Source organism: Pseudemcibacter aquimaris (genome assembly GCF_028869115.1).
In the GTDB taxonomy this organism is placed as follows: Bacteria; Pseudomonadota; Alphaproteobacteria; order Sphingomonadales; family Emcibacteraceae; genus Pseudemcibacter; species Pseudemcibacter aquimaris.
Window position 1 is genome coordinate 1,944,191 of sequence record NZ_CP079800.1, and the last position, 26,490, is coordinate 1,970,680.

General features: G+C 43.0%; 25 protein-coding genes. 12 read left to right on the forward strand and 13 right to left on the reverse strand.

Annotation, left to right across the window (positions count from 1 at the left end; all coding sequences use genetic code 11):
• Positions 1 to 32 precede the first annotated feature (32 nt).
• Complete coding sequence (locus KW060_RS09215) at positions 33 to 1,016, forward strand: NAD(P)H-quinone oxidoreductase (protein WP_249034526.1); 984 nt, start codon at positions 33 to 35, stop codon at positions 1,014 to 1,016.
• Here the strand turns inward: KW060_RS09215 and KW060_RS09220 are convergent, their stop codons facing one another.
• The gene (locus KW060_RS09220) at positions 1,017 to 2,669 is read right to left on the reverse strand and encodes an ATP-binding protein (protein WP_249034527.1); all 1,653 of its coding nucleotides are present in this window, start codon (positions 2,667 to 2,669) and stop codon (positions 1,017 to 1,019) included.
• A gap of 277 nt (positions 2,670 to 2,946) precedes the next feature.
• Here KW060_RS09220 and ykgO point away from each other — a divergent pair, with 277 nt between their 5' ends.
• Positions 2,947 to 3,072, forward strand: coding sequence for a type B 50S ribosomal protein L36 (gene ykgO / locus KW060_RS09225; RefSeq protein WP_249034528.1), 126 nt, complete (start codon positions 2,947 to 2,949; stop codon positions 3,070 to 3,072).
• A 181-nt stretch (positions 3,073 to 3,253) separates the two neighbouring features.
• Here the strand turns inward: ykgO and pyk are convergent, their stop codons facing one another.
• Together pyk and KW060_RS09235 are read right to left on the reverse strand one after the other, a co-directional pair.
• Positions 3,254 to 4,687, reverse strand: a complete 1,434-nt coding sequence (pyk, locus tag KW060_RS09230; protein ID WP_249034529.1) for a pyruvate kinase — start codon at positions 4,685 to 4,687, stop codon at positions 3,254 to 3,256.
• Positions 4,688 to 4,711: 24 nt separating this feature from the next.
• Entirely contained in the window at positions 4,712 to 6,103 is a 1,392-nt protein-coding gene (locus KW060_RS09235; protein ID WP_274757240.1) for a zinc-binding metallopeptidase family protein, read from the reverse strand.
• A gap of 237 nt (positions 6,104 to 6,340) precedes the next feature.
• Between KW060_RS09235 and KW060_RS09240 the strand changes: the two genes are divergently transcribed.
• The 5 genes from KW060_RS09240 (at position 6,341) to KW060_RS09260 (ending at position 9,913) form a co-directional block, all read left to right on the forward strand.
• Positions 6,341 to 7,090, forward strand: a complete 750-nt coding sequence (locus KW060_RS09240) for an N-formylglutamate amidohydrolase (protein WP_249034531.1) — start codon at positions 6,341 to 6,343, stop codon at positions 7,088 to 7,090.
• A 9-nt stretch (positions 7,091 to 7,099) separates the two neighbouring features.
• Positions 7,100 to 7,417, forward strand: a complete 318-nt coding sequence (locus KW060_RS09245; protein WP_249034532.1) for a DUF1244 domain-containing protein — start codon at positions 7,100 to 7,102, stop codon at positions 7,415 to 7,417.
• Positions 7,418 to 7,434: 17 nt separating this feature from the next.
• Positions 7,435 to 7,692 (forward strand): DUF2312 domain-containing protein, encoded by a 258-nt coding sequence (locus KW060_RS09250; protein WP_249034533.1) that lies wholly within the window; start codon positions 7,435 to 7,437, stop codon positions 7,690 to 7,692.
• Positions 7,693 to 7,763: 71 nt separating this feature from the next.
• Positions 7,764 to 9,098 (forward strand): DUF4910 domain-containing protein, encoded by a 1,335-nt coding sequence (locus KW060_RS09255; RefSeq protein ID WP_249034534.1) that lies wholly within the window; start codon positions 7,764 to 7,766, stop codon positions 9,096 to 9,098.
• 20 nt (positions 9,099 to 9,118) lie between these two features.
• On the forward strand, positions 9,119 to 9,913 hold the full coding sequence (locus tag KW060_RS09260) for a formyltransferase family protein (protein WP_249034535.1): 795 nt from the start codon (positions 9,119 to 9,121) through the stop codon (positions 9,911 to 9,913).
• A 61-nt stretch (positions 9,914 to 9,974) separates the two neighbouring features.
• Here the strand turns inward: KW060_RS09260 and KW060_RS09265 are convergent, their stop codons facing one another.
• Together KW060_RS09265 and KW060_RS09270 are read right to left on the reverse strand one after the other, a co-directional pair.
• Complete coding sequence (locus KW060_RS09265) at positions 9,975 to 13,460, reverse strand: hypothetical protein (RefSeq protein ID WP_249034536.1); 3,486 nt, start codon at positions 13,458 to 13,460, stop codon at positions 9,975 to 9,977.
• 507 nt (positions 13,461 to 13,967) lie between these two features.
• The gene (locus tag KW060_RS09270) at positions 13,968 to 14,219 is read right to left on the reverse strand and encodes a hypothetical protein (protein WP_249034537.1); all 252 of its coding nucleotides are present in this window, start codon (positions 14,217 to 14,219) and stop codon (positions 13,968 to 13,970) included.
• 254 nt (positions 14,220 to 14,473) lie between these two features.
• Between KW060_RS09270 and KW060_RS09275 the strand changes: the two genes are divergently transcribed.
• The 4 genes from KW060_RS09275 to KW060_RS09290 all read left to right on the forward strand — a co-directional run bounded on the left by KW060_RS09275 (position 14,474) and on the right by KW060_RS09290 (position 18,071).
• The gene (locus KW060_RS09275) at positions 14,474 to 15,625 is read left to right on the forward strand and encodes a Re/Si-specific NAD(P)(+) transhydrogenase subunit alpha (protein ID WP_249034538.1); all 1,152 of its coding nucleotides are present in this window, start codon (positions 14,474 to 14,476) and stop codon (positions 15,623 to 15,625) included.
• Between the two features lies 1 nt (position 15,626).
• Complete coding sequence (locus KW060_RS09280; RefSeq protein WP_249034539.1) at positions 15,627 to 15,983, forward strand: NAD(P) transhydrogenase subunit alpha part 2; 357 nt, start codon at positions 15,627 to 15,629, stop codon at positions 15,981 to 15,983.
• Complete coding sequence (locus KW060_RS09285) at positions 15,980 to 17,398, forward strand: NAD(P)(+) transhydrogenase (Re/Si-specific) subunit beta (RefSeq protein WP_249034540.1); 1,419 nt, start codon at positions 15,980 to 15,982, stop codon at positions 17,396 to 17,398. Before KW060_RS09280 ends, KW060_RS09285 begins: the two co-directional genes overlap by 4 nt.
• A gap of 205 nt (positions 17,399 to 17,603) precedes the next feature.
• The gene (locus KW060_RS09290) at positions 17,604 to 18,071 is read left to right on the forward strand and encodes a hypothetical protein (RefSeq protein ID WP_249034541.1); all 468 of its coding nucleotides are present in this window, start codon (positions 17,604 to 17,606) and stop codon (positions 18,069 to 18,071) included.
• A gap of 57 nt (positions 18,072 to 18,128) precedes the next feature.
• Here the strand turns inward: KW060_RS09290 and KW060_RS09295 are convergent, their stop codons facing one another.
• Positions 18,129 to 18,491 carry a VanZ family protein gene (locus KW060_RS09295; protein WP_249034542.1) on the reverse strand — a complete coding sequence of 121 codons (363 nt, stop codon included), beginning with the start codon at positions 18,489 to 18,491 and terminating at the stop codon, positions 18,129 to 18,131.
• 59 nt (positions 18,492 to 18,550) lie between these two features.
• Positions 18,551 to 19,825, reverse strand: a complete 1,275-nt coding sequence (locus tag KW060_RS09300) for a LamG domain-containing protein (protein WP_249034543.1) — start codon at positions 19,823 to 19,825, stop codon at positions 18,551 to 18,553.
• Positions 19,826 to 19,958: 133 nt separating this feature from the next.
• On the opposite strand from KW060_RS09300, the gene KW060_RS09305 reads away from it, so the two are divergent.
• The gene (locus tag KW060_RS09305; protein WP_249034544.1) at positions 19,959 to 21,563 is read left to right on the forward strand and encodes a sulfatase family protein; all 1,605 of its coding nucleotides are present in this window, start codon (positions 19,959 to 19,961) and stop codon (positions 21,561 to 21,563) included.
• A gap of 4 nt (positions 21,564 to 21,567) precedes the next feature.
• On the opposite strand, the gene KW060_RS09310 is transcribed toward KW060_RS09305, so the two are convergent.
• The 6 genes from KW060_RS09310 to KW060_RS09335 all read right to left on the reverse strand — a co-directional run bounded on the left by KW060_RS09310 (position 21,568) and on the right by KW060_RS09335 (position 26,442).
• Positions 21,568 to 22,188 carry a YigZ family protein gene (locus KW060_RS09310; RefSeq protein WP_249034545.1) on the reverse strand — a complete coding sequence of 207 codons (621 nt, stop codon included), beginning with the start codon at positions 22,186 to 22,188 and terminating at the stop codon, positions 21,568 to 21,570.
• 30 nt (positions 22,189 to 22,218) lie between these two features.
• The gene (locus KW060_RS09315) at positions 22,219 to 24,057 is read right to left on the reverse strand and encodes a sensor histidine kinase (RefSeq protein WP_249034546.1); all 1,839 of its coding nucleotides are present in this window, start codon (positions 24,055 to 24,057) and stop codon (positions 22,219 to 22,221) included.
• 136 nt (positions 24,058 to 24,193) lie between these two features.
• Positions 24,194 to 24,829: a putative metalloprotease CJM1_0395 family protein gene (locus tag KW060_RS09320; RefSeq protein ID WP_249034547.1), complete on the reverse strand. Its 636-nt coding sequence runs from the start codon at positions 24,827 to 24,829 to the stop codon at positions 24,194 to 24,196.
• Between the two features lie 81 nt (positions 24,830 to 24,910).
• Positions 24,911 to 25,471: a periplasmic heavy metal sensor gene (locus KW060_RS09325; protein ID WP_249034548.1), complete on the reverse strand. Its 561-nt coding sequence runs from the start codon at positions 25,469 to 25,471 to the stop codon at positions 24,911 to 24,913.
• Positions 25,468 to 25,839: a hypothetical protein gene (locus KW060_RS09330; protein WP_249034549.1), complete on the reverse strand. Its 372-nt coding sequence runs from the start codon at positions 25,837 to 25,839 to the stop codon at positions 25,468 to 25,470. The genes KW060_RS09325 and KW060_RS09330 overlap by 4 nt, the downstream gene beginning before the upstream one ends.
• Before the next feature lie 27 nt (positions 25,840 to 25,866).
• Positions 25,867 to 26,442 (reverse strand): sigma-70 family RNA polymerase sigma factor, encoded by a 576-nt coding sequence (locus KW060_RS09335; RefSeq protein WP_249034550.1) that lies wholly within the window; start codon positions 26,440 to 26,442, stop codon positions 25,867 to 25,869.
• Positions 26,443 to 26,490: the final 48 nt, after the last annotated feature.

The window sequence follows — 26,490 nt, forward strand, 5'->3', positions numbered from 1 at the left end:
AATTAATGAAATAGTCAATCAAGGAAACATTTATGAATATGAAAGCCGTGATTACGAATGGCGATGGCGGGCCGGAAGTTCTGGAAATGGGAAACACCCAAAAGCCAGCCCCTGCGGCGGTTGAGGTTTTAATCAAGGTTGAATATGCCGGCATCAATCGTCCTGATATTGTCCAGCGTAATGGCCTTTATCCACCACCACCCGGTGCGTCACCCATTCTTGGTCTTGAATGTTCCGGTGAAATTGTTGAAATCGGTGAAAATGTAACCGAATGGAATATTGGCGATAAGGTCTGCGCATTATTATCCGGCGGCGGTTACGCGGAATACACAATTGCACACATGGATAGCTGCTTACCTGTACCAGCGGGGCTTGATATGGCACATGCAGCGGCAATACCGGAAACATATTTCACCGCCTGGTCCAATATTTTTGATCGTGCTTCTTTAAAGCCAAATGAAACAATCCTTATTCACGGTGGTACATCCGGCATTGGCACAACAGCCATTCAAATGGCGAAAGCACATGGCGCGACAGTGATCACCACATCCGGCAGTAATGAAAAATGTGAATTTTGTAAAAAACTAGGCGCTGAATTCACCATCAATTATAAAACCGAAAATTTCCGTGAAATGATTATGGAATATACAAATGGACGCGGAGTAGACGTATTACTGGATATGGTGGCAGGCCAATATATGACCGATAATGTGAAATCAATGGCACCGGACGGACGATTGGTCATAATTGCCGTACAAGGCGGACCAAAGGTGGACTTTAACATATTACCCGTCATGTTAAAACGACTGACGATCACCGGATCAACGTTACGCCCCCGTGATAATGCCTTTAAAGGGGATATTGCCAGGAATCTACGCGAACATATCTGGCCCTTCATTGAAAAAGGTGACATCGGACCGATTGTAAATAAAACATTCCCACTAGATCAGGCCGCAGACGCACATCGCCACCTCGAAAGTGGCGACGTCATTGGAAAAGTGATTTTGAAAATTTAATTACCGTTCACCGCGGCCGAATTTACGCCAATTATAAATGGTTTTATTAACAAAATCAGGATCTTCGAGCGTATGTTGCCAGTCGGTTGCAAAATCGGGGCTACCACTGCTTGGTAAATGATTTTCTTCCAATTTATCCACAAGCATCCTGACCGGTGCCACAACCCCTTCCCCAACCGCGAGGACCTCTCTATTCTGAAGTGATGAAAGCGACGCAAGCGAACCGCTACTTCCTTCTGGCATAACGTGTGCAACGAAATTTTGGTCACGTTCGTTATTCAGCCGCATCGAGAATATAGTACCGCACTGGGATAATGCTGATTCAGAAACATCCGCAGGACGCTGTGACACAAGCCCCAGGGAAACACCGTATTTACGCCCCTCTTTCGCGATACGTTCAATCGCTTTTTTGGTTGATGCAAAAACAGTCGACAAGTCAGTAGGTACGTATCTGTGTGCTTCTTCACAGACCAGCAAAATCGGACTGGCGTCGTCGCCTCTGCTCCAAACTGCGAAATCAAATACGGCACGGCTGATCACAGAAACCACAACATTCACGATTTCCGATGGCACACCGGAAAGATCAATTGTTGATATCGGTTTATCGTCAACCGGAAAACGGAATAAATTGCTTAATGTCATGCCTAAGTTATCATTGGCAAGCATACCCGAGAACATAAATGAAAAACGCGTATCTTTTCTTAGCTCTTCGACTTTATTCTTAATTCTTAAAAACGGTGTGATGTTATCAGGGTTTTCAAGTTTGCCCATTTCTTCATCAAGGAACTTGATCAAAAATGAAAGCTTATAAGGAATTGGCGTATCAACTGTAATTTCATCTGGTGAAAGAAAATCTGAATTATCAACTCGTGCAGCATATAATGCACGGCGAAGCACATCAATTTCTGTCATCCGTGTATTGGCTTTATAAGTTCCGATAAACATTTCAATATGTTCTTCGAAATTCATCATCCAATAAGGAAGGCGCAGATTTTTAATGTCAAAATGTTCCGCACAATCAGAAAAGGCCGTTTCATATTCGTTATGCGGATCAAGCATAATAATATGCGCTTTGGGCAAACGTTCAACAATCCGCCTGATAATGAGCGCGACCGTACATGATTTACCGGTACCCGTACTACCAAGCACGGCAAAATGCTTTCCTAAGAGTGCGTTAATATCAAATGATGCCGGGGTAATATGTTGCGGGAAGACCTGCCCCAAATGGAAATGATTTCTATCATTAAAGCCAAAAATTGCTTCCACATCCTTAGTGGTAACGGGGTAGATTTTTTCACCTGGGACGGGGAAATCCTTAACACCGCGGTCGAACGTCATGCCCGATCTTGTCATTGGTGCAAGCATACCGTGCCCCAGATAATCCAGCTGCATCGAGACCTGATTTGTTGGTAAATTATTTTCAAGTAATGATTTGATACCGCGCACGGTTACAAACAAATATCCTTTAGCCACTTTGATTTTAAGTATAGTACCGATTTGCCCCGGGGAAAGATCAACATCGTTATAATCTACACTCGACATTTCCCTTAGAGTCTCAAGATTACAAATTGCACGAAGGCCATTTCCAAGGGTTTCTGTGACAACACCGACCGCTTTTAACGGCTTTTTTTCTTCTTGTTCAACGTCGCTCATGTGGCACTCTTTTTTTTATTATGATTATTGATTAATACGCACAATATACTAACTTATTGTTAACATTATGAAAAATACTAAATACCAACTAATAAAAGGGATAGAAAAACATCATTTTTTATTCTTGTAAAAAGACTATCATATTTTTTTCATTTTTTGTTATATATTTCATTGACTTTTAAACGCGCCCACTATAGTTTCCCTCCAAAGTTTTGAAGGGCAATGATCCCTTCGGGTCGAAAGACCGAAATATGAATTTAAACAGATGAGATAAATTATGAAAGTCGTAAACTCACTTAAGTCCTTAAAAGGTCGTCACCGCGATTGTCGTGTGATCCGTCGTAAAGGCCGTACATACGTAATTAACAAAACAAACCGTCGCTTCAAAGCTAGACAAGGTTAATTTGTTAAATAATTTACAAAGGATAGTTGACAGTAAAATCTCATTTCTGTAATATCTATTTGTAACGGACATTGTCCGTTTCAAACAGAAGGTCGAGCTTCCCCCCCAAGGGCTCGGCCTTCTTCCTTTTTGGGGGAAAAATATTTCCCCCGCTCATTAAATCCTTAATTTTAAAGTGAAATTAATCCTTCAGGTGATAATCCTGCACGCGTGCGATTCTTAACACATTGGTTTTTCCTGGCGTACCAAACGGCATTCCAGCTGTGATCACGATTCGATCTTCTAATGTCGTATAACCATAATCACAGCAGACGTGACAGGCCTTATCAATCATATCTTGGAAGTTCACGGCGTCCTGCGAATAAACGCAATTTAATCCCCATACAAGCGCCAGTCTTCTGGCTGTGGCGATATTCGGCGTTAACACCAATAGTGGTGCCTGTGGGCGCTCTCTGGACGCTCTTAATGCAGTTGATCCGGAACCAGTATAGGTCACAATCGCTTCTGCCTCGATGGTTTTGGCGACTTGCTTCGCTGCCGACGTAATCGCATCAGCTGTTGTTGCCTCTGGTACCGTATCATCTTTATCCAGCATTCTTAAGTAGCTAGGCTCGCTTTCAATGGATCTGGCAATTCTATTCATACTTGATACGGCCTCTTCCGGATAATCACCAACGGCAGATTCCGCCGAAAGCATAATCGCATCCGCACCATCAAACACGGCATTTGCCACATCGGATACTTCCGCGCGGGTCGGCACCGGTGCCGTGATCATGCTTTCGAGCATTTGTGTTGCCACCACGGACGGCTTACCAACACGTCTTGCGTGACGGATGATTTTCTTTTGTTTTGCGGGTACCTGTTCCATCGGAAGTTCGACACCCATGTCACCACGGGCAACCATTACGCCATCCGCAAGATCAAGAATGGCATCAATTTCATGAACGGCCGATGGCTTTTCAATCTTTGCCATAATGCTCGCGCGTCCTTTGATGATGTCCTTTGCTTCCTGAACATCTTCGGGGCGCTGAACGAATGAAAGCGCAACCCAATCAACACCAAGATCAAGCGCGAAATTCAGATCTTTTTTATCCTTTGTCGTTAATGCAGCCAGCGGCAAAATCGCGCTTGGCACGTTAACGCCTTTTCTATCGGATAATTCGCCACCAACAAGAATTGTTGTTGTGATTTTTTCCGGTTCGACCTTATCAATGTGTAATCTGATTTTTCCATCATTCAGCAAAAGTTCTGTTTTTGGCTGAACCGCCTGATAAATTTCAGGGTGTGGTAATTCAACGCGTGATACATCACCGGGTTCACTGCTCATATCCAGAATGAATGACTTTCCCTCTTCCAGCATTACGCAATCATCAGCAAAAACACCAACCCGTAATTTTGGCCCCTGTAAATCCGCAAGTACACCGATCGGGCGGCCAGTTTCCTTTTCCACATCACGCACGGTAGAGTAAAGATCAGCGATCCCTTGCTGATCGCCGTGGCTCATATTCAGCCGGAAAACATCTGCACCCGCTTCTGATAGCTTTTTAATGGTTTCAAATGTATTTGATGCCGGTCCCAATGTGGCAATAATACGGGTGCGTCTATTACGATGCATCTAACTTCCCTTGTTATGTTTTTATTATCTATCAAAAAATGCGTGGCATGCGCGGTACAGGTTCCATACATCCACCTTATCACTTACCGCATATGGTGTGTGAATGGATAATACAGGCACACCGAAATCAATCACATTCATATCCTGACGTGCGAATTCGCCGCCAATTGTGCCACCGCCAGCAGTTCCCACCTTATAAGTCGCTGTTTGCCATGGAACATCCGCATCATCCAGTGTTTTTCTGATGTACGCGATATATTCTGAATTGGCATTAAAGCCACGGCCATAAAGTTTTAAGTTAACACCATATCCCAGACGTGGCGCATTGAGCGGTTCCCACGCACTTGGGCGCATTGGGTTAATTCCCGGGTTTACATCAATGGAAATCATGCGGCTGTTGGATAATGCACGGCGCACATAAGTTTCACGCATATCATCACCCATTTTTGCCTCAATAAGACGCGAAATTAGATTTGAAAAATACTGCGATTTTGCACCGGTATTGTTCACATTGCCAACCTCTTCGTTATCAACAAGATGGGCAATGGCTGTTTTATTTGGTCGATCGATTTCAAGGATCGCGCGAACGTTGGCATATCCAGCAAGGCGGTCATCCTGGCCATAGGCCGCAATCATACTGCGGTCAAAACCCATATCGCGTGATTTCATTGCTGGCACAAGCGCCAGTTCCGCAGAAACCAGATCACCACGTGAAATGCCATATGTTGTTTTTAGAAATGCTTCCACCTGATTTGACACGTCATCGCCGTTTGGTCCCGGAATATGGGCGACGATTGGGTCCATATCTTCGGCTGTTAAATGACTGGCTACTGTTTTATTACCGTAACCGCGGTCCGTATGTGGTGATACTTCCGGAATCATAAAGATCGGATCATTTTCATCCATACCAATGTTAATCTGAACTGTTGTTCCATCTTTTTTATCCACACGCCCCATAATCGCGAGCGGAATATTTGTCCACTGGTGGCGCTTCATTCCCCCGTGATAATTGGTTTGGAAAAGCGCATATTCGCCCTTTCCATAAAGCGGTACATTTTTAAGCTCTAACCTCGGGCTATCGATATGGGCACCCACAACGTGGAAACCAGTGGTAAAATCATCTTCACCAATCACGATTAATGAAATGGCGCGGTCACGGTTGTTATCGTAATATTTTGCACCTGGTGTCATTGGGCTATCGTCTTTTAACGGCTTAAATCCGTTTGCTTCTGCGATTTTAATGGCTTCCGTCACGAAACTAAGTTCTGTGCGGGCCTTATCCATGAATGCTTTATAATCTTCTGCGTACGCGAAAATTTCCTGTTTTTGATCGGCGGTGATGGTTGTCCATGATGATTTACAATTCATATCATCGTTACATGCGGCCGCAACCGCACCAGTTATGGATAACCCCATGCCCCCGGCAGCTATTAACCCCGTAACCATTAAGCTTTTCATATATTTTGTGTGATTTTTCAAAGACATCTTCTCGCACTTTTATTTAGTATTATTTTTTACGGCAGTTATTAATACATAGTGATAGTCAGCTGTACAGAAGAAAACTGTAATTTTAATGAAAAAATTTTTACACTTATCTTAAAAGTTCGATATAAAAATACACAATCGATTCACGAAAACTTTAAACGGACAAACATGCCTTTTGAATTAATAAATCCTGATGGCAAAGCCAACATTGTTCTGATCTCGGAACATGCCAGCAATCACATCCCTGCTGAATATAATCAGCTTGGGTTAAGTGATGAACAGCTGGAAATGCATATTGCATGGGATATCGGCATCGCAGAAGTCACAAAAAATCTTGCCGAAATGTTGGATGCACCGGCGATACTGGCAAAATTTTCGCGTCTTTTGATCGATGCAAACCGTGCCCTTGATCAAGCGGGCCTTATCCCGGAAATAAGCGATGGCCATGAAATTCACGGCAATAAAGATCTGTGCGACATCGAAACACAAAAACGCATTGACCGATTTTATCACCCATTTCACGACAACACGGATAAACTTATTCAAAATAAGGCGAATGACGCGCAAGCCCCGATCATTTTCAACATGCACAGCTTTACCCCAAGCATGAATGATTTTGACCGCCCTTGGCACACAGGGATGCTTTGGAACCGCGATAAACGCGCGGCAGCGGCGCTGATTAACAGCCTTAAAAAACGTGGCTTTACCGTCGGGGATAATGAACCCTACAGCGGACAGGAATTAAATCACACCATGAACCAACATGGCACCCGCCACGGTTTCCCCCATGTGAATATTGAAATCAGACAAAATGAAATCGACCATCAAAGAGGCATCGATAAATGGAGCCGCATTCTCGCCGAAGATATTGAAATCATTCGCGACATGCCAGAAATGGCCGATATCATTCATTATTAGGAGCCAACAATGGACGAAAAAACAAGAACCGAAATCGAAGCCGCCACATTCCGCCGCATCATCGCCCATCTTCAAATGCGCACCGATGCGCAGAATATCGACCTGATGGGCCTTGCCGGATTTTGCAGAAACTGTTTTTCCAAATGGTACGCGGCAGAGGCACAAGAACGCGGCGTTGATATGGACAAGGATCAGGCATACGAAACCGTTTACGGCATGCCTTACGGTGAATGGAAAGATAAATATCAAGAGCCCGCCACCGACGAACAAATGAAACTGATGGACGAAAGCCTTCAGAAAAATAAAGAAATGAAATCAAAATTATAATTTAAAGGAATACTTAAATGGTAGACGTAGAAGCAGGCGGCATTGCGGCCGATGCCCTTAAATCATTCATCGAACGCATTGAACGACTGGAAGAAGAGAAAAAAGCACTCGCCGACGATATCAAAGATATCTATGCAGAAGCAAAATCAACCGGCTTTGATCCAAAAATCATGCGCCAAATCGTGCGCCTTCGCAAAATGGATGAAAATGACCGTCAGGAACAAGAAGCCCTGCTTGATGTATATACACACGCCCTTGGCATGATCCGCGGGTAATTACTTTCTTGAAGTAAACCTTCAAGAACGATAGAGTAACTTGAACAACAATCAATAAGTTACGGAAAATAATGGGAAAAAATCAGGAAGAATTTGATCTACTCAATAAATCATTCGATGATTTGTTTCCCATTATGCGATCCATTACCGGCCCCGGCATTGAAAAATCATTTGAAATTTTGGGCAAACATATGCCGCTTGAAATTGAAAAATGCAAAACAGGCACCAGCGTTTTTGACTGGACAGTACCGCCAGAATGGCATTTTGAACGCGCCCGTTTATGGGGGCCCGATGGTAAATTAATTTGCGATACAGATGATTTAAACCTGCATGTTGTAAATTATTCGGAACCAATTGAAGTAACATTACCACTATCCGAACTTCAAAATCATTTACACAGTCTTCCAGACCTCCCGGATGCGGTTCCCTATGTCACCAGTTATTATAACCGTACATGGGGCTTCTGCCTTTCTGAAAAGCAAAGATCCGCATTAAAGGATGGCGATTACAAAGTTGAAATTAAATCAGAATTTGTTGATGGCGGCGTTCCGTTTGCGCAATCACTTTTGAAAGGGGAAACAGACCGTGAAATTTTATTCACCAGCTATTTATGTCATCCATCCCTTGCCAATAATGAATTAAGCGGTCCGCTTGCCTTGCTCGCCTTATATAACCGGATCAAAAGCTGGAAAAACCGGAAATACACATACCGTTTTTTATTAAATCCTGAAACCATTGGTTCCATTTGTTTTTTATCCAGATACCATGAACATCTTAAAGATAATCTGGAAGCAGGTTTGATTTTAACCTGTGTTGGCGGTCCAAAAGAAAAAATACGCATTAAATCAAGCCGTGACGGCAATTCCATCTTCGATCAGATTTTTAATTATAAATCGTTTACCCAGCCGGAAAAATGGCAAGTCACCCCGTTTAGCCCCATTCATGGTTCGGACGAACGTCAGTTCTGTGCACCGGGTCTTAATCTTCCAATGGGGCAAGTTTCCAGAACGGTTTATGGGGAATATGATGGATACCACAATTCGCTGGACACGAAAGAGTTCATGACCATCGAAAGCGTTATATCATCTGTTGATCAAATTGAAGAAATGCTGATCATGATGGAAAAGGCTGAATATCCCATCAATCAAGCACCTTATGGTGAACCTCAACTTGGAAAACGTGATCTATACCCATCTATAAATTCACAACATACATGGACGGCATCATCCGACGAAAGATTTGATGGCCGTGTTATATTAAATAGAATTTTGACTTTGCTGAATTATGCCGATGGGAAAAACAGTCTTTACGAAATTGCCAGGAAATGCGAATGCACCCTAGACGATTTAAAGCCTGTCGTTGATAGATTAAGTGAAGAAGGTCTGATTAAATTTAAACCTGAATAAAATTATATAAGAGACAGATCATGAAAGTCGTTTTTATAACAGGAAACCACCCAAGACATGCATTTATCGCCAGAAAAATTCATGAAAGCGGTTTTCTTTCTGCTGTTATTATTGAAAATCGTGAAAATTTTATCCCTAGCCCACCTGATCATTTGGATGATGATATAAAAAAATTATTCAACCACCATTTCGCAGAACGGGACCGCGTTGAAGCAGAAATGTTTGGTAAAATTAATTGGCCAGATACTAGGCTTGAACAAATCGAACTATCCGAATTGAACGGTTCTCGTGTTCATTCTATCTTGAAAGAAATAAACCCGGATCTTCTGATTACATATGGATGTCACATGATTGATGATGAAACACTTGCATGTGTTTCCGGTGAAAAATGGAATTGCCATGGCGGGTTATCCCCATGGTATAAAGGGGCGATCACCCATTTTTGGCCTAGTTATATGCTAGAACCGCAAATGACGGGCATGACGGTTCATGACCTGACCAATCAACTGGATGCGGGTGATGTAGTTCATCAATGCGCATCTGACCTTGTGCCCGGCGATACGCTTCATATGCTTGCGGCGCGCGCAGTTTTAAAGCTTGGCGATGAAATCGCGACATTAATCCACCATTTAAGTGATAATGAAACTTTAGAAAAAAAGGCTCACAAAACCCCAGGCATGCTATGGCTCGGTAGCCGCTGGAAACCAGAACATTTAAAACTTATTTATGATCATTATGATGACAAAATCGTCGATCATTATTTAAATGGTGATTTCGAAAACACCCCCCCAAAATTATTCAGGCAATTTCCTTAGCCCACAGATATAATTGGGCTAATCGTTACGGCAATCATAAAGATGTTTCTGAATTAGAAATTTATAAGATATAAAGACCAAACTCAGTAGCAATCTCATTAAGGCTCAAACTGTCCACCTGAACCCCTTCAAGACGAATAAGCATATCAAGACTATCTTCACCGCTTTTATGTCCCTGAGAAAAAATGAAGGTATCAGCACCAACATCAAAGGCTACAGTCGGATGATGATCGTCGTCAATTAATAGTGGATTAACAAAATTTTGCCTTTGAAGATATTCAACAACTGCTGCAATATCACTATTAGTGCTTATTTCAAGCGCTTCTGTAAAATCATCCTGATCATCAAAGCTAATGACACCATTTACTATAGAATGAGATTTTATGGTTGATCCGTCAATGGTCAATGAACTATCGAAACCATTTCCATCCGTAATCACAAAATTCAAATAATACATATCTGAAGCCAAGTAATCGTGACCTTCAACGCTAATATCGATAGCTTCACTATTATTAGTACCGTCCCCTACTTCAAAGTCATATATGGTATCATAACCCGTTATGACCCCGTCATCGATTACACCGCTGATAGTTATAACCGTTTCACCAGGCTCAAACACGAAGATATCATAATTACCACCACCATATAGCTGATCAATGCCTTTTCCGCCATATAGAGTATCCTGGCCTGATCCGCCTTTAAGAATATCATCACCATCCAGACCATAAATAATATCATCACAGAAAGTGCCTATCAGAACGTTATTCGCGTTATCGCCTGTGACTACTTCACCACAATCTTCAACAGAATATGACCATTGTGTTCCACCATATATAACATAGGCAGATCCACTGTTTGCACCATCTGAATCTATGCCATGCGCGCCGACGATAAAGTCATCGTAACCATCGCCATTTAAATCACCGGCACCAGAAACGGACCAGCCACTTTGGTCACCAGCAGTTTCACCATCAATGCGGAAACCATTGGTACCATCCAGGGCTTCAAAATCAAAAACAGCAGGTATACCGGTATCAGTACCGAACAACACATAACTGGAACCACTATCATCACCGTTTGGATCTGCGGCGTAAGCACCAACGATAATATCATCAAAGCCATCATCATTTATGTCACCTAGATTAGAAACTGAATAACCACTTTCATCGCCGGCTGCTTCGCCATCTAACCTAAAGCCAGTTGTTCCATCAAGCGTGGAAAGGTCAAATATACCTGATCCGGCTGTCCAATCAGCAGCACCAAACACCACATACGTAGATCCACTGGCATTACCATTGTTATCAGTATAACGCGCGCCTACGACCATATCATCGAAACCATCACCATTGAAATCGCCCGCTGATGATACGGAATAACCACTTTCATCATCTGCAGCCTCACCATCAAGGCGGAAACCATTTGTTCCATTAATTGATGAAAGATCAACAACACCTGAACCCGCCGTCCAATCATCATCACCGAAAACCACATATGTTGAACCGCTTGAATTGCCGTTCGGGTCGGCTGAATATGCACTTACGATCACATCATCATAACCATCACCATTAACATCACCAGCATTGGATACTGAATAGCCGCTTGCATCACCCACAGCAGCACCATCAAGACGGAAACCATTTGAACCATCAATGGACGATAGATCAAACACACCTGAATTGGCTGTCCAATTTGTCTGACCGAAAACGACATAAGATGACCCACTGCCATCACCATTCGGATCAGCAGAAGGCGCACTAATAATTATATCATCAAAGCCATCACCGTTAACATCACCGGCATTGGATACCGAATATCCGCTTTCATCGCCAACGGCTTCACCATCAATGCGGAAACCATTGGTACCATCAAGGCTCGACAGATCAAATGACGCGCCCATAAAGGATACATTACCAAACACCACGTAGCTCGAGCCGCTAAGATCACCATTCGGATCAGCGGCATAAGCACCGATTAACAGATCATCATAACCATCACCATTAACGTCACCAGCATTGGATACTGAAAAACCGCTTTCATCACCCTCGCCAACACCATCAAGACGGAAACCATTAATTCCGTTAAAATTGGAAAGACTATATGGTGTTCCTAATATCCCATCGGCACCATAATTATCATTAGAGCCAAACAATACATAGCTCGCGCCTGTATCCGTACCATCCGCATTAACCAGATTGGCACCAATGATTAAATCATCATATCCATCACCATTAAAATCACCCGCGCCCGATACAGACCAGCCAACTTGACCGTCTATTTCATCACCATCAAGGCGGAAACCAAATCTACCATCCAATGTGGAAAGTTGTAGCGCTGAAAGCTCTGTTACTTCGTCAGTACTGAATGAAGAAACACTTTCCAAGGTTCCTTCACCGTCTGTATGACTTGCAACAACTGTTATCACGGACCCCACATCATCCTGGGTCAGGTAATAATTAACACCTGTGGCACCCGCAATATCAACACCATCACTTTGCCATTGATAAGTGATGGCACCAAGACCATCTTCATCCGCAAGGGTATTTGATGCAATCAGCGTCGCACCTTCTGTTGCGCTACCCGCTATAGTTACTGTACCTGTTGTGGAATGACTAACATTCAAAACGGCACTTGTATTATCGGAAGTGACAGTCTCTACTGTACCCTCACCATCTGTATAGGTCGCAACAACAGTCATAGTTGCACCAACATCATCTTGGGTTAACGTATAGCTATCCGTTGTTGCATCCTCAACGTCAACACCATCACGTTGCCATTGATATGTGATTGTACCAAGTCCATCTACATCATCAATTGTATTTGATACAGTCAGCGTTTCGTCTTCTGTCGCAGTACCCGAAATGATCACTTCACCAGTTGGCTCATTATTCACATTAAGAACCGCCGAAGTACCTTCAGAAACGACTGTTTCATCAGTGCCGTAATCATCAGTGTAACTTGCGACAACTGTAATTACACTGCCTGTATCATCCTGCGTCAGTTCATAGGTTGTATTCGTTGCACCCAAAACATCAACGCCATCTCGCTGCCACTGGTAAGAGATTACACCAAGACCATCTTCATCACCGATCGTATTTGAAACCAATAACGTTTCGCCCTCTGTTGGTGTGCCTGTGATTGTAACCTCACCAACTGGGTCGTCATTTACGTTTTCTACAGCGGTTGTTCCCGTAAACGTAATATTTTGAATATTGCCAAGCGTATCAGTATATGTAACTGATGATGAAATAATTGTGCCAACATCGGCTTGGGTAAGGGTATATGAATTTTCCGTGGCACCAACAATTGGCACGCCGTCTCTTAACCATTCATATGTAATCGGCTCATCGGCATCCACACCAGATATTCCACCGGTTAATTCAAGCACCTGATCTTCAACAGCTGTACCCTCAACCATCAAAATTCCGGTAGAACCACCGCCACTGCCGCCGCCAGTTCCAGTTCCTGTTCCCGTACCACCATCACCAGTAGGGTCGCCAAAAATTGGTCTTTCACCACCACCACAAGCTGCAAGAGAAGTCGTAGACATCAATAAAACCAAATTCCTGAACAATTTATTATTAGCAATTGCCTCAGGTAAATTAGATTTAAAGGATAATTTTTCCTTTTGTTCGATTTTTTGATTATAGTTATTAGAAACAAGCACAGGAAGCCCCCCTTATTTGAACATTTTATTTCAACGTCTTACGTACAAATATACTGATTTTTCGTAACAATAAAAGTTAAAACATCATAGTCCGCTAGATTGCATTATATTTTTCTATATGTTTCAACCTAATCTTATCTAAAACGCAAATAAGAATATGCCCAACAAAAGATATATTAAAAATAAATCTTTTGTTAAGATTTAAAAGATATATTTAAAATAGTTCTATTGAGTAATAATTGTGCTGACGGTGATTTCTTTCCCACTATACCGTCAAAAAAGCGAAAGTTACCATGCCTTTAACAAGCTTGGTTGCAAATGGTGGGGGCCTCACCTATCCCCCTCAAGGTTCCCACCAATCGCTTTAACTTCAACAAAAAGATTTGTTTATCACTTATTGGATTTGATCGCGTCAACGATTTCCTGATGACGTTCCTGTTCGTTGGCCCCTCTAACAGTTAGGATGGCCCAGATGATCGTCACAATCCAGATCGGGAATGTTAGTCCGCCTAGGAACCCAAGCGAAAGAACAAATAAAATAGCGCTAATGCCCCAAAGCACGCCGTTTAGAATTGCTTGAAAAATTTTGCCTTTAAAAAGCAATGCTAGTGGTGGACAGATAATTGCTACCAAGTAAATCATTTAAAACCTCTCTCGTTTTTCATAACTTAAACTTATAGATGGTTTTTCATTTTTCAAGCAACATTTATGTCGCCTTATCGCTAAAAAATGTCACTTCGTCGCAAAGGGCGCTATTTTTTATAAACGTGGCATAAGAATTTCTTACTTAAAAAAATGGACAAATTCTGTTAATATTTCTTCTCATAAGGCATAGATCAATCGCCAGCCGAGCCAAAAATGACGGCAAGAATTGATCCCCTTGAGAGGCGGAAAAAATGAGAATAACAATCCCAAAAGAAAGGCGTGCGCATGAAAATCGTGTCGCCGCAACACCGGACATCATCAAAAAATATATTGCCCTTGGCTTTAACGTCACCGTTGAAAGTGGCGCCGGGTTAGGCAGCAGCATTTCAGATGATGATTATAAACAGGCGGGCGCAGATGTGGCAAATGACACCGCAAGCGCATATCAAGACGCCGACATTGTCCTTAAGGTGCAAAAACCATTATTGGCATCTGAAGGCGATATTGATGAAATATCCCTGATTAAATCAGGTGCCATTCTGATTTCCACATTGGACCCAACCGCAAGTGCGGATCATAACGCCGCCTATGCCGCGGGGAATATTACATCCTTTTCCATGGAATTTATGCCGCGCATCACCCGTGCGCAAAGCATGGATGTATTATCAAGCCAATCAAACCTTGCCGGATATAAGGCCGTGATTGATGCGGCAGCAGAATATAACCGCGCATTCCCCATGATGATGACGGCCGCCGGCACGGTTGCCCCGGCTAAAGTCATGGTGATGGGTGCTGGTGTCGCGGGCTTACAGGCAATCGCCACCGCCAAAAGGCTTGGTGCGGTTGTTTCCGCCACCGACGTGCGCGCCGCCGCAAAAGAACAGGTTGAAAGCCTTGGTGGTAAATTCGTAATGGTCGAAAGCGATGAAACCGGCGAAACCGAAGGCGGTTACGCCAAAGAAATGAGCGACGATTATAAACGCGCGCAAGCAGCACTGATCGCGGAAACGCTTAAGAAACAGGATATCGCGATTACCACGGCGCTAATCCCCGGGCGCCCTGCCCCGGTACTCATTGATGATGACATGGTTGCGTCCATGAAACCCGGATCAATCATTGTGGACCTTGCCGCCCCTGCGGGTGGTAATTGCACGCAGACACGCCCCGGTGAAACATACACCACGGAAAATGGTGTCACGATCATTGCCCATTTGAACATGGCAAGCCGCCTTGCCGCCGATGCAAGTGCGCTATACGCGAAAAACCTGCTTAATTTCATTACGCCACTTGTAAACGAAGAACAAAATGGCCTTTCCATTGATTGGGATGATGAAATTATACAAGGCACATTGATCACCAAAGACGGCAATATCGTTCATGAACGCTTAACAGGGGAGAACTAAGATGGATCAAGTTAATCAAATGGTTGATACGGCCATGGGTACTGCATCAATGTCCCCCTTTGTATCGCAAATATCATTATTCGTGCTCGCTATATTCGTTGGATACTACGTGGTCTGGAGCGTAACACCCGCCCTGCATACACCACTGATGGCGGTAACAAACGCCATTTCATCGGTAATTATTGTTGGTGCACTTATTGCCGCGGGGCCGGATGGCATGTCGATGGCAAAAATCCTCGGTATTATCGCGATTGGTCTTGCCGCCGTAAATATTTTTGGTGGCTTCGCCGTCACCAACCGCATGTTGAGCATGTATAAGAAAAAACCGCAGTCAGATAACAAAGGGGATAAATCATGAGCGAACAAAATATCGTTGATTTAACCGCCATTGCTTACCTTGTTGCTGGTGTTTTATTCATTCTGGCTCTTCGTGGTCTTTCATCACCGGAAAGTTCCCGGCAGGGCAATATGTACGGTATGGTCGGTATGGCGATTGCGGTGATTACTACCCTCGCCAATCCGGAAATTGTTTCATACACGTGGATCATCATTGCCATCGCCGTTGGTGGCGGTATCGGGCTTATCATCGCCAACCGCATTGCCATGACAAGCATGCCGCAACTTGTGGCCGCGTTCCATTCACTTGTGGGTCTTGCGGCTGTTCTTGTGGCGGCGGCAGCATTCCTTGAACCGGCAAGCTTTGGTATTACGGATGCCATGGGCAATATTTTTGTCGCAAGCCGCGTTGAAATGTCACTTGGTGCAGCGATTGGCGCCATAACATTTTCCGGTTCTGTGATTGCCTTTGCTAAGCTAAATGGCAACATGTCCGGCGCGCCGATATTGTTACCAATGCGCCATTTGATTAACGCCGGTATCGGCATTGCCATTTTCGCGCTGATATTCATGTTTTCAACCGACAATGTTTCGGCCATGGGTGGCGGTAATCTTATATGGATCATCATCGGGCTTAGTTTCCTGATCGGGTTCCTGATCATCATTCCAATTGGTGGTGCGGATATGCCGGTGGTTGTCAGCATGCTGAATAGTTATTCCGGCTGGGCGGCGGCGGGTATTGGTTTTACCCTGCAAAATAATGCATTGATTGTAACGGGTGCGCTTGTGGGTTCATCCGGTGCGATCCTAAGTTACATTATGTGTGCCGCTATGAACCGTTCATTCATTAGCGTGATCCTTGGCGGATTTGGTGGTGATGACGCGGCCGCGGGCAGCGGTGAAATTGAAACACGCCCCGTGAAGCAAGGCGCGGCTGATGATGCGGCATTCATCATGAAAAATGCATCATCGGTGATCATCGTTCCCGGATACGGTATGGCCGTGGCGCAAGCACAACATGCCTTACGTGAAATGTGCGACGCCCTTAAGGAAGAAGGCGTGACCGTAAAATACGCCATTCATCCGGTCGCGGGACGTATGCCCGGCCATATGAATGTGTTACTGGCCGAGGCCAACGTGCCCTATGACGAAGTGTTCGAGCTAGAAGACATCAACAGCGAATTTGCCGCAACCGATGTTGCATTCGTAATCGGCGCCAATGACGTCACCAACCCGGCCGCAAAAACCGATAAGACCAGCCCCATTTACGGCATGCCCGTGCTTGACGTGGAACAGGCTGGCACAGTGTTATTCGTTAAACGCGGCATGGCCAGCGGTTACGCCGGCGTTCAAAACGAACTGTTTTTCCGTGATAACACCATGATGCTTTTCAGTGATGCCAAGAAAATGGTCGAAGATATCATCAAGGCGCTTTGATTCAGAATGTCCGCTTTGGCCACCAAGCGGACGTTCGATTGCATTAATATATAATGCGACAATCATTTAAGGTGAGTAACTTTAAAATTTCGATCTTAATGTCTGTAATTAATGTTTTAGTGACAATTTCCTTTGCTAGGTAGACGCTCATTGGAAACTATCCTATAAATTTTAACTAAGCATAAGTAAAAAAGGAATTTAGGAATTGTCTCTAATTGAAATAATTAGTTGTTATGTTAGTGATAATGTAGAATTTGATGGAGACTTCTCTCGTTTGAGGAAATCCTTTATTTCAAATGGCTTCAGTGAGAAACAAATCAACCAAGAGATATGGAAATTTAAGAGAGGAGCATCACTAGCGCTCGAGTTTAACTATAATTCTGAAGCACTGCAGATGAATGTTTTCTTGAGAAAAATTAACAATAAGTGCATAGAAGTTAAAGTTGGAAATAGCGGATTTCCATTTGAGCCGTTAATGATGAAAAAAAGGTTCAAGAAGAATTTGGAAAAAATTATCGGTGAGATAACAGAACATGGGGAACTAATTACAAATGATGATGCCGTTAATGAAATTAGTGAAGATAGTAAAACAAAAAACGGTTTGGCAATAAAATTCATAATGATCATAATTTTCGCAGTGCTAGGGCAAGTATTTTGGAAACTATATAATTGACCGTCCGCTTATAATCGAAAGCGGATTCTCTCGAGTTGGTTATTTTGACTGCCGTTTCTATTTTTGCTCAATCGGCTTAATTTTCCGAAAGATAAAATATGCTATTGCCCCAAGCAACACACCTAAACTGTTTGCAACAATATCAAGGAATTCCGGCATGCGACCAGGAACGAATGATTGGGCGCCTTCCAAAAAAGTACCTATAAAAATTTGCACCGCTAAAATCGCGAATAAAGAATGTTTTTGTCTAGACGATAAAAGCGCGAAAAAGGAAAGAATAGCATAAGTCACAAAATGCGCTGTTTTATCGGTAAATGGCATTTTTACTGGAATATTATCTTGGGGTAAAAGTGATAAAACCACGACGACCAATACCATCAGCCCCCAAACGGCTTTTCTTTTATTATGCGATATTTTCAACGATATATCCTTTTAATCTTCTAATACCTCGAATTGAATGCAGCTGCTGTTATGTCAATTCACGGAACAAAACTTATCCCTTTAAGTTCATCTGCAGAAAGGACCCGATTGAATACGGCGACACCGTCCATATAAAGTTCGCTTGATCCGTGATCAATGCCATCTTCATCAAGTCCCAATGCACGGGCAAATGTAAAAGGTGCCCCTTCTGATACTATCTTTTCAACATTTGTTCCGACCTTGACCCAACTGCCATTTCGATATTCTTCAAGCCCCGTGATAATTTTGTCATTCACATTGACCGCTTGCGAAATCCCTATTGTAGTTTTCTTGGTCACTTCTTTCATGATTTTATGAACAAAAATTGACCGCCCATCCCGTTCAACATCAAATGTCAAACGAAACCGTTTTTCAGGATCGCTACCTGTCTGATCATACACGATTTTTTTATCATTTAAATCGACCCACAGGAAATGCTCCTTAATTGGATTATTATGAAAATCATAACCATTAAATTTCAATTGAAAGTTTTTAGGACCGTACAAAGCCTGCGTAAAGGTGAATGGGTTGGCAAGCGGAATGACCGCGTTTTGCATAACATCTTCCGTCACCGGGTCCGGAATTCTATATTTCGTAAGTTCCCCATTCAAATAAGCCTTAACAACGCCATTTTCCGGATCAAAAGTCATCGCGATAGCGACCCATTTTTCATTTTCAAATGCTTGACCGTCAATGGCCCTTATTCTGGCGTATTGTGCGCCATCAACATTCGATTGCGGATAACTGGCGGCCCCTGTTGATGAAATATGCGCAATCACACCTTTCTGGTTAAAAAGTCCTGCGAATAACGCGGCCTGTCTTTCGCCGGCATAACGGTTCCATCCCCCCTCATCCCAAATACCGGCAACCATATGGCGATTACCGTCAAACCTTACCCACGCAACCATGGTAAACGGCTTTTTCCCGGTTAAATCAAGCTCGCTACCATCAAATTCAGAGCGCGGCACTTCACCATAAATATATCCTTTATTCAACCTGATCCCGTGACCAAATGGCCCTGTCTGGTCAATGATAACTTTTGATAATTCATCATGATATGGCCAGCCCTTTACATCATAACGGTTTTGATCACCAATACGGCGCAAATACACGGGAAATTCTTTATGGGTCACGTCTTTATCAAAATAGGATTTAAAGGCATTCTGATCCGATTTTTTAAAATCCCAAAATGCAACCAAGCCCTTTGTTGATGCAACCTTATCAACATTGTCATTTGAATATGCAAGCTGCGAAGAAATCATAAAGAACAACACTGTTTTTAAAATCTTACCCATATTTTTTCCCTTGTAATTTTGCGATTTAACCGTGATTTGCAACATCGAGTGTAATCGTTTACACTGAAGATAACAAGCATCTTAAAAATACACGCACATGATAATCAAGGGATTTTCAAGAGGGAAACAATCAATGAAAAACATCTATTTTTCAATCATTTCATTTTTATTATATTCGGCATTCACCGTGATTTTATTTGCGCAGGATTTATCAAAACGTCCTAATATTATTTATATTCTAACCGACGACCAACGTTATGATGAACTTGGTATATTAAACCCGTTATTAGATACACCGAATATGGATGCCATCGCCGAAAATGGCGTTCATTTTAAAAATGCATTTGTAACCACCGCACTTTGTTCCCCAAGTCGCGCCACAATTTTGACGGGGCAATATGCCAATACCCACAGGGTTGTCGATAACAACGCCCCTATCCGCGAAGGAACAATATTTTTCCCATCATATTTACAAAACGCGGGTTATAAAACCGCCTTTATAGGAAAATGGCATATGGGCGCTGAAGGGGATCAGCCCCAACCCGGCTTTGATAAATGGATAAGTTTCGAAGGCCAGGGAAATTATTACCCCATCAATGAAAACGGCACCCAATCAAAACTGAATGTAGACGGCAAACACGTTAATCAAAAAGGGTATATCACCGATGAATTAACGGATTATGCCATTGATTGGTTAGATGATCTTGATACAAGTGAACCGTTTTTCCTTTATTTTTCCCATAAAGCGGTCCATGCGGACTTTGAACCTGCGAAGCGCCATGCAAATCAATATGATGGTAAACAGGTAAAATTACCCGACAATATGGCCAATACGGAAGAAAACTATAAAGGCAAGCCTCGCTGGGTTAAAGACCAACGCAGCAGCTGGCACGGTGTTGATTTCCCCTATCACAGCACACTGGATGTGGGAAAATATAAAATGCAATATCACCGAACCTTATCGGCAGTGGACGATAGCATCGGCCGGTTAATGGCATGGTTAGAAGAAAAAAATCTTACGGAAAATACCATAATCATGCTTATGGGTGATAATGGCTTTATGTTTGGTGAACACGGCCTTATTGACAAACGAAATGCATATGAAGAAAGCATGCGTGTTCCATTGCTGGCGATGGGGCCGGGTTTTGAAAAAGGAAAAACCGTATATCAGGTTGTTGCCAATCTTGACATTGCACCAACCATTCTGGAAATCGCCGATGTGGAAAAACCTGATCAATTCCAAGGGCGCAGTTTCAAGAAACTAGCCGATAATAATCCGGATGATGATCAATGGAACAATGAATTTGTTTATGAATATTTCTGGGAATATAATTTCCCGCAAACCCCGACAACATTTGCTGTTCGCACAGACCGTTATAAATTAATCCAATATCACGGTGTTTGGGACCGTGAAGAGCTTTATGATATAATCAATGATCCAACCGAAATGAATAATCTGGCGAATGATCCTGATCTACTTGACGTTAAAATCGCGCTTAGAAAACGTTTATATGAACTGACAAGCAATCAAGACGGTGAACATGTCGTACCATACACAGAAAGAAAATCCATCGGTTCATCATATCGTGATAGCAATTCAATTAAGGCCGCAGATTTTCCTGAAGAATGGCTTAGAAACGGTACAGAAGTTGATTTAAACCAAGGTCATATTCCCGATAGTCCGGAAAAATTTGAGCGACTAAAAAGATTACAGCAAGAGGCTGATCAACAGAATTAATGCATCAATCCTCTAATACCTCAAACTGAATGCGCCCGCTTGTTTTGTCGAAAATTTCGGCGATGGCGAGCGGAGCTTCGCGGGCGTCCATTTTTAGGTCCCAGCTGATTTTATCGGTAAACTGGACGTCGCGTTCGATGATGTTATAATTTTCAAGTAATTTATCAATCAGGCTTTGATGGCTATATTCCGAAATGCCGGTGACGTATACTTCGGGTATTTTTTCACCCGTGACCAGTTCTTCCATCGCCAGTTTTAACGAACCACCATATGCACGCACAAGGCCACCTGTACCAAGTTTGGTACCACCAAAATACCGTGTTACCACGCCCGTAATTTCACCAATGCCCGATCCCATCAACACATTTAACATCGGCTTACCCGCGGTTCCATTTGGTTCCCCATCATCGGAAAAGCCAAGCACCTGACTATCCCACGGCGCACCCGCCACATATGCCCAACAATTATGGCCCGCGTCCGGGTATTCTTCTTTGATTTTCGCGATAAATTCCCGTGCGCTTTTAACATCGGGGGTATGGCCGATATGGGCGATAAAACGGCTGCGTTTAATCACATCTTCGATCATCACAGTTTTTTTGGGAATATGGTATGTGCTGTCTGTCATAATGACTGGTTAGCACAGAAAGATGATAATTTAAACCGCTTTAAATTTAACGGGTTGTTCGTCTTCGCGAATAACGCGGGCGGATGGGAATGTGACAGTCACGACCGTATATTGGCCAATTTCACTTTCAAGATTAACCGTGCCATCATGAAGATCAATGAATGACTTCACAAGTGACAATCCAAGTCCGGTACCCATTTCTGATTTATCATAACTGGTATCAATCTGATGGAATGGTTCAAACACATCATCAATTTTTTCCTTTGCAATGCCGATACCATTATCCTTGACGCTCATGACGATATCGCCATTTTCCGCTTGCTTGATCGAAACGATAATCTGTCCCAGCGCAAGTGTGAATTTCACCGCATTGGATAACAGATTGGTTAAAATCTGTTGGATCATTCGTTCATCGCCATAAATCAGCGGCAAGCTTTGATCGATATCCAGTGAAACCGATAAATCCTTTGCGCGTGCCTGATTAGAAATCAACCTGATGGCCGCGTCACATGTTTCAATTAAATCGACCTCGCTTTCAAAAAAGCGCATCTTTCCAGCTTCCACCTTGGAAAGGTCGAGAATATCATTAATGATGCTTAACAAGTGGCGACCACTATCATGAATATCTTTTGCATATTCACGGGTCTTTGTTCGGCTAAACTCATCCAGTTCTTCGCTTGAAAGGATTTCTGAAAATCCGATAATTGCGTTTAATGGCGTTCTTAATTCATGGCTCATATTCGCAAGGAATTCCGACTTGGCGGTATTGGCGACTTCTGCCTGATCAATGGCGGCTTCCAGTTCTTCCTTAATGCGGGTGCGTTCTTCGTTATAGGCAATAACGTGGTGTAATTCCCGGGTTAATCTTGCAAATTCAGTATCATCATGAACCTCAACCGGTTTTACCACCTCGCCCTTGGCGATTTTTTTCATCATATCTGAAAAATATTCGATGCGATTAAACAAGTTATGTTTCAGAATATATGTCCCAATCACCCAGACAACCAGAATACAAAGCACAGCCACCACAATTGAAATATATTTAAGATTATCCGACCTGATGATCACATCATCATCGCTGCCATATGCATAGATATTAATGAAATTTTGCCCGCCATTATAATCAAGCCGCACAACAATCGGGTCGTTATTTTGAATATCAGTGGTATTTTCATCAGCAGGACGGGCAAGTTTTTCGCTAAATAAAACTTCATCATTCTGACCTGTGATTTCCACATCCGCCAGTACAAAATTGGATATGCCCTTAAGCCCTTCCCAAACAGAAACCATAATCACCAATGAATATTTATAATCCGTCGCTTCCAATGGGTAGGCCATAACATATGATGGTTCATTGTTGATATTGGGGCGATAAACACCGCCCGGTTGATATCTTATATCCTCTGATTGGGTATAATGGTTGGTTAGAATTTTATTCATTAAATCCGGATCAAATTTATCAAGACCAAAACCACCAACATGTTCATAACTTTCATTAACGACCGCAAGGCCGATAATATTCATGTTATTTTTTGCGTAAAAAGTTTCTTGTGTCACCTGATCAAAATATTGATTCAAGTTATTATCATTTAATGCCGCCCAAAATTGTTCATCACTGGTGATAATATCACCAACAAGTCTTGAACCACCTTCCTGAATAGAAGTGGTCGTATTGATGACAACGGAACGAAGAACGTCTTCTTTATGTTTACGTTCATAATCAATGAAGAATTGAGAATAATTGGTGATACTGAATATATGCACCGCAAGCGGAACAAGCGCGATAAACAACATCACGCAAATCAATAAGGTTTTAAGATTAATACCCAATCTGTTTAAATTAATTTTAAAAATTACATTTTGCTCCAATTGAAGCGATCATAATATTAAGATCGCCCACGCCTCAACCTCGCTTAGACGTTGAGATTACACCGTAATATCTAAAAAAAGATTAACCGACTTAACAAATATGTAAAAAAAATATAACTATACTGAATGTATACTTTTAACTGACTTCGCTGAAGTTAACACCGCTTGTATTCGGCACTTCCTGCCCTAGGTTCAATCCGCCTTCGTAGGCTTTATTAACGGACGCCTGTGGCGTACTGCCAAAGTCATTAACATCGAAAGGTTCCTTAACGTCACCTTCACCGGAAAGTTCTTCTTTTTCCTTGGCGGCAAGCTCTGCGCGCGCTTTGTTTCTTGCGGCAACTGCGGCGGCGGCAACTTGTCTATCCTGTGCGGATGGTTTTGCTGGCGCAAGGGCTGCTGCAATCACCACATCAAGTTTCGCTACGGTTGCTTCCGGGTCCCCTTCAACCGGGGCAACATCAATCGGAACCTCGCCACCCGTGGCATATCGTTTCCCATCGGGGCCAACAGTATATGTGTATGAAGCACTGCCCGCATATTGACCACCTGCATTTTTATGGGCGGCTTCGTGGGCGCGGACCTCCTGATCACGTTTTTTTAATTCATCGACCTGCTTCTGCTGCTCTTCACTTAGTTCTGACGCCGCCCCGGCATTTTCCGGTGGTTTGAATTCTGCTTTTTCCGCAGCACCACGATTGCCGGACAAGGGTTTATTCCCCTCTCCCGCGTTATGCAGTGGTGGTATCGATGTTGAAATATGATCAATCATGGGGTCATGATACCCTATTTTGGTAAATCAATCACTAATTTAATCGCAAAAATTGTGGTAAATTATAATTACCTCTTTGAATTAAAAGAAACTAGCCTCGCCAGATTTTGATTCAGTTGACGATTTTCTATTATCATCATCGTCATCACGTCTTCTATCACGGTTTCTATCACCATCACGACCGCGGTATGATCTTTTTGGTGGGTTTTTATAACGCTCAAGAACGGCTTTTCTTTCTTCAAGGCTTAATCCACCAACAATTTTAACCATCACTTCCTGACTTTCGCCAATCATGCTTTGGTATCTGTTGTGATAGGCATCCATCGCTTCACGGAATTTAGCCGGATCGAATTGATCTGCGGCGATGATATGCATGATCGCGGTGCGCTGCGCCATAATATCCTTATAAATCGGAATAAGGTCGGCACGCTTGCTTTTCATGGTGACATAAAATTCATGCTTTCCGCTTTTTGGAAGCGGTTCAACAATTTTGGAAATCGAATGATCAAACGAAAGCCGCGTCATGCGTAATTCTTTCGCCTTATGTCCGGCATAAAGATAACCAATCACAAAGAAGTTAACCCCTAACGACAAGAGCATCACTATACTTATCCAATTGATTTTAAGTGATAAATTCTTCATTCTACTGTTTCCTCAACAAATATAAACTCTTCCAGATCAAGCAATGTTTCTGTGTTTTCATCAAGAACGGTTTCACCACCCGCGATGTTAAAAGCTTCCTGTTCGATTTCTGCGATTTCATCTTCGGCCAGTGCTGTACCACCTGCGCTCCCCATATAAAGACCAAGGGCACACGCCGCCGTGAGACCCGACAGTCGCGGCACAAGGAACAAGAACCAATCGCTTAACCGTTTTGGCAAGCTAAAGACCGGGTTCTGTTCCACTTCACGCGGAATATCCATAATACTGTCAACGAGCGCCCGACTTGGTTCGGGGCTATATTTTCTGGCATATTCGTCCAGATATTCGTTCAGTTTACTTTCATTCATCTTCCGTTCTCCTTAGGACAAAACGACCTAGCTTATTTCCTTTAACAGCATGTCTTTGTCGTTTCCTAAAATATCCGCCAATTTGCGCCTTCCTCTTACCAGATAAGATTCTAGTGCATTAAGGCTCACTTCCATCACCTCTGCCGCCTGTTTATTCGATAACCCTTGAAAATAACAAAGCATGATGGCTGTGTTCTGCCGCCACGGCAGTTTTTCAAGGGCCTCTTTTATTTGCGCAGAACGTTGATCAACGGCTATCACATTTTCTGCTCCCGCATCATTGGACGGGATATTTTCCAGGACATCCACTTTTTCCTGTGGTTTTCTTTTCCTGCAAACGTCATAACAAAGGTTGGTAACCACCCGATAAAACCATGTTGTGAACTTGGTTTTACGGGCCGGATCCCATTTGGTGGCATGCTTCCATACGCGAATGAACGCTTCCTGCATGACTTCTTCTGCTTCTGCGGCATTACCCAGAAGCTTTGTGGCATAACCCAGATTCAACGACAGGTGCCGATCCACCAGCACGCCATATGCTGTTTGATCACCATCCCCGATACGCAGCATTAAATCTTCGTCGGTTATTGCATCTGTTCCCATTCAGGTACCACCAATTGTTACCGTTCACCCTATTATACGCAAAAGGTG

Bases quoted from the DNA above. Each gene is read 5' to 3' on its own strand.
- KW060_RS09215 (WP_249034526.1), top strand. From the start codon at position 33: ATGAATATGAAAGCCGTGATTACGAATGGCGATGGCGGGCCGGAAGTT.
- KW060_RS09220 (WP_249034527.1), bottom strand. From the start codon at position 2,669: ATGAGCGACGTTGAACAAGAAGAAAAAAAGCCGTTAAAAGCGGTCGGT.
- ykgO (WP_249034528.1), top strand. From the start codon at position 2,947: ATGAAAGTCGTAAACTCACTTAAGTCCTTAAAAGGTCGTCACCGCGAT.
- pyk (WP_249034529.1), bottom strand. From the start codon at position 4,687: ATGCATCGTAATAGACGCACCCGTATTATTGCCACATTGGGACCGGCA.
- KW060_RS09235 (WP_274757240.1), bottom strand. From the start codon at position 6,103: ATGGGGTTATCCATAACTGGTGCGGTTGCGGCCGCATGTAACGATGAT.
- KW060_RS09240 (WP_249034531.1), top strand. From the start codon at position 6,341: ATGCCTTTTGAATTAATAAATCCTGATGGCAAAGCCAACATTGTTCTG.
- KW060_RS09245 (WP_249034532.1), top strand. From the start codon at position 7,100: ATGGACGAAAAAACAAGAACCGAAATCGAAGCCGCCACATTCCGCCGC.
- KW060_RS09250 (WP_249034533.1), top strand. From the start codon at position 7,435: ATGGTAGACGTAGAAGCAGGCGGCATTGCGGCCGATGCCCTTAAATCA.
- KW060_RS09255 (WP_249034534.1), top strand. From the start codon at position 7,764: ATGGGAAAAAATCAGGAAGAATTTGATCTACTCAATAAATCATTCGAT.
- KW060_RS09260 (WP_249034535.1), top strand. From the start codon at position 9,119: ATGAAAGTCGTTTTTATAACAGGAAACCACCCAAGACATGCATTTATC.
- KW060_RS09265 (WP_249034536.1), bottom strand. From the start codon at position 13,460: ATGTCTACGACTTCTCTTGCAGCTTGTGGTGGTGGTGAAAGACCAATT.
- KW060_RS09270 (WP_249034537.1), bottom strand. From the start codon at position 14,219: ATGATTTACTTGGTAGCAATTATCTGTCCACCACTAGCATTGCTTTTT.
- KW060_RS09275 (WP_249034538.1), top strand. From the start codon at position 14,474: ATGAGAATAACAATCCCAAAAGAAAGGCGTGCGCATGAAAATCGTGTC.
- KW060_RS09280 (WP_249034539.1), top strand. From the start codon at position 15,627: ATGGATCAAGTTAATCAAATGGTTGATACGGCCATGGGTACTGCATCA.
- KW060_RS09285 (WP_249034540.1), top strand. From the start codon at position 15,980: ATGAGCGAACAAAATATCGTTGATTTAACCGCCATTGCTTACCTTGTT.
- KW060_RS09300 (WP_249034543.1), bottom strand. From the start codon at position 19,825: ATGGGTAAGATTTTAAAAACAGTGTTGTTCTTTATGATTTCTTCGCAG.
- KW060_RS09305 (WP_249034544.1), top strand. From the start codon at position 19,959: ATGAAAAACATCTATTTTTCAATCATTTCATTTTTATTATATTCGGCA.
- KW060_RS09310 (WP_249034545.1), bottom strand. From the start codon at position 22,188: ATGACAGACAGCACATACCATATTCCCAAAAAAACTGTGATGATCGAA.
- KW060_RS09320 (WP_249034547.1), bottom strand. From the start codon at position 24,829: ATGATTGATCATATTTCAACATCGATACCACCACTGCATAACGCGGGA.
- KW060_RS09325 (WP_249034548.1), bottom strand. From the start codon at position 25,471: ATGAAGAATTTATCACTTAAAATCAATTGGATAAGTATAGTGATGCTC.
- KW060_RS09330 (WP_249034549.1), bottom strand. From the start codon at position 25,839: ATGAATGAAAGTAAACTGAACGAATATCTGGACGAATATGCCAGAAAA.
- KW060_RS09335 (WP_249034550.1), bottom strand. From the start codon at position 26,442: ATGGGAACAGATGCAATAACCGACGAAGATTTAATGCTGCGTATCGGG.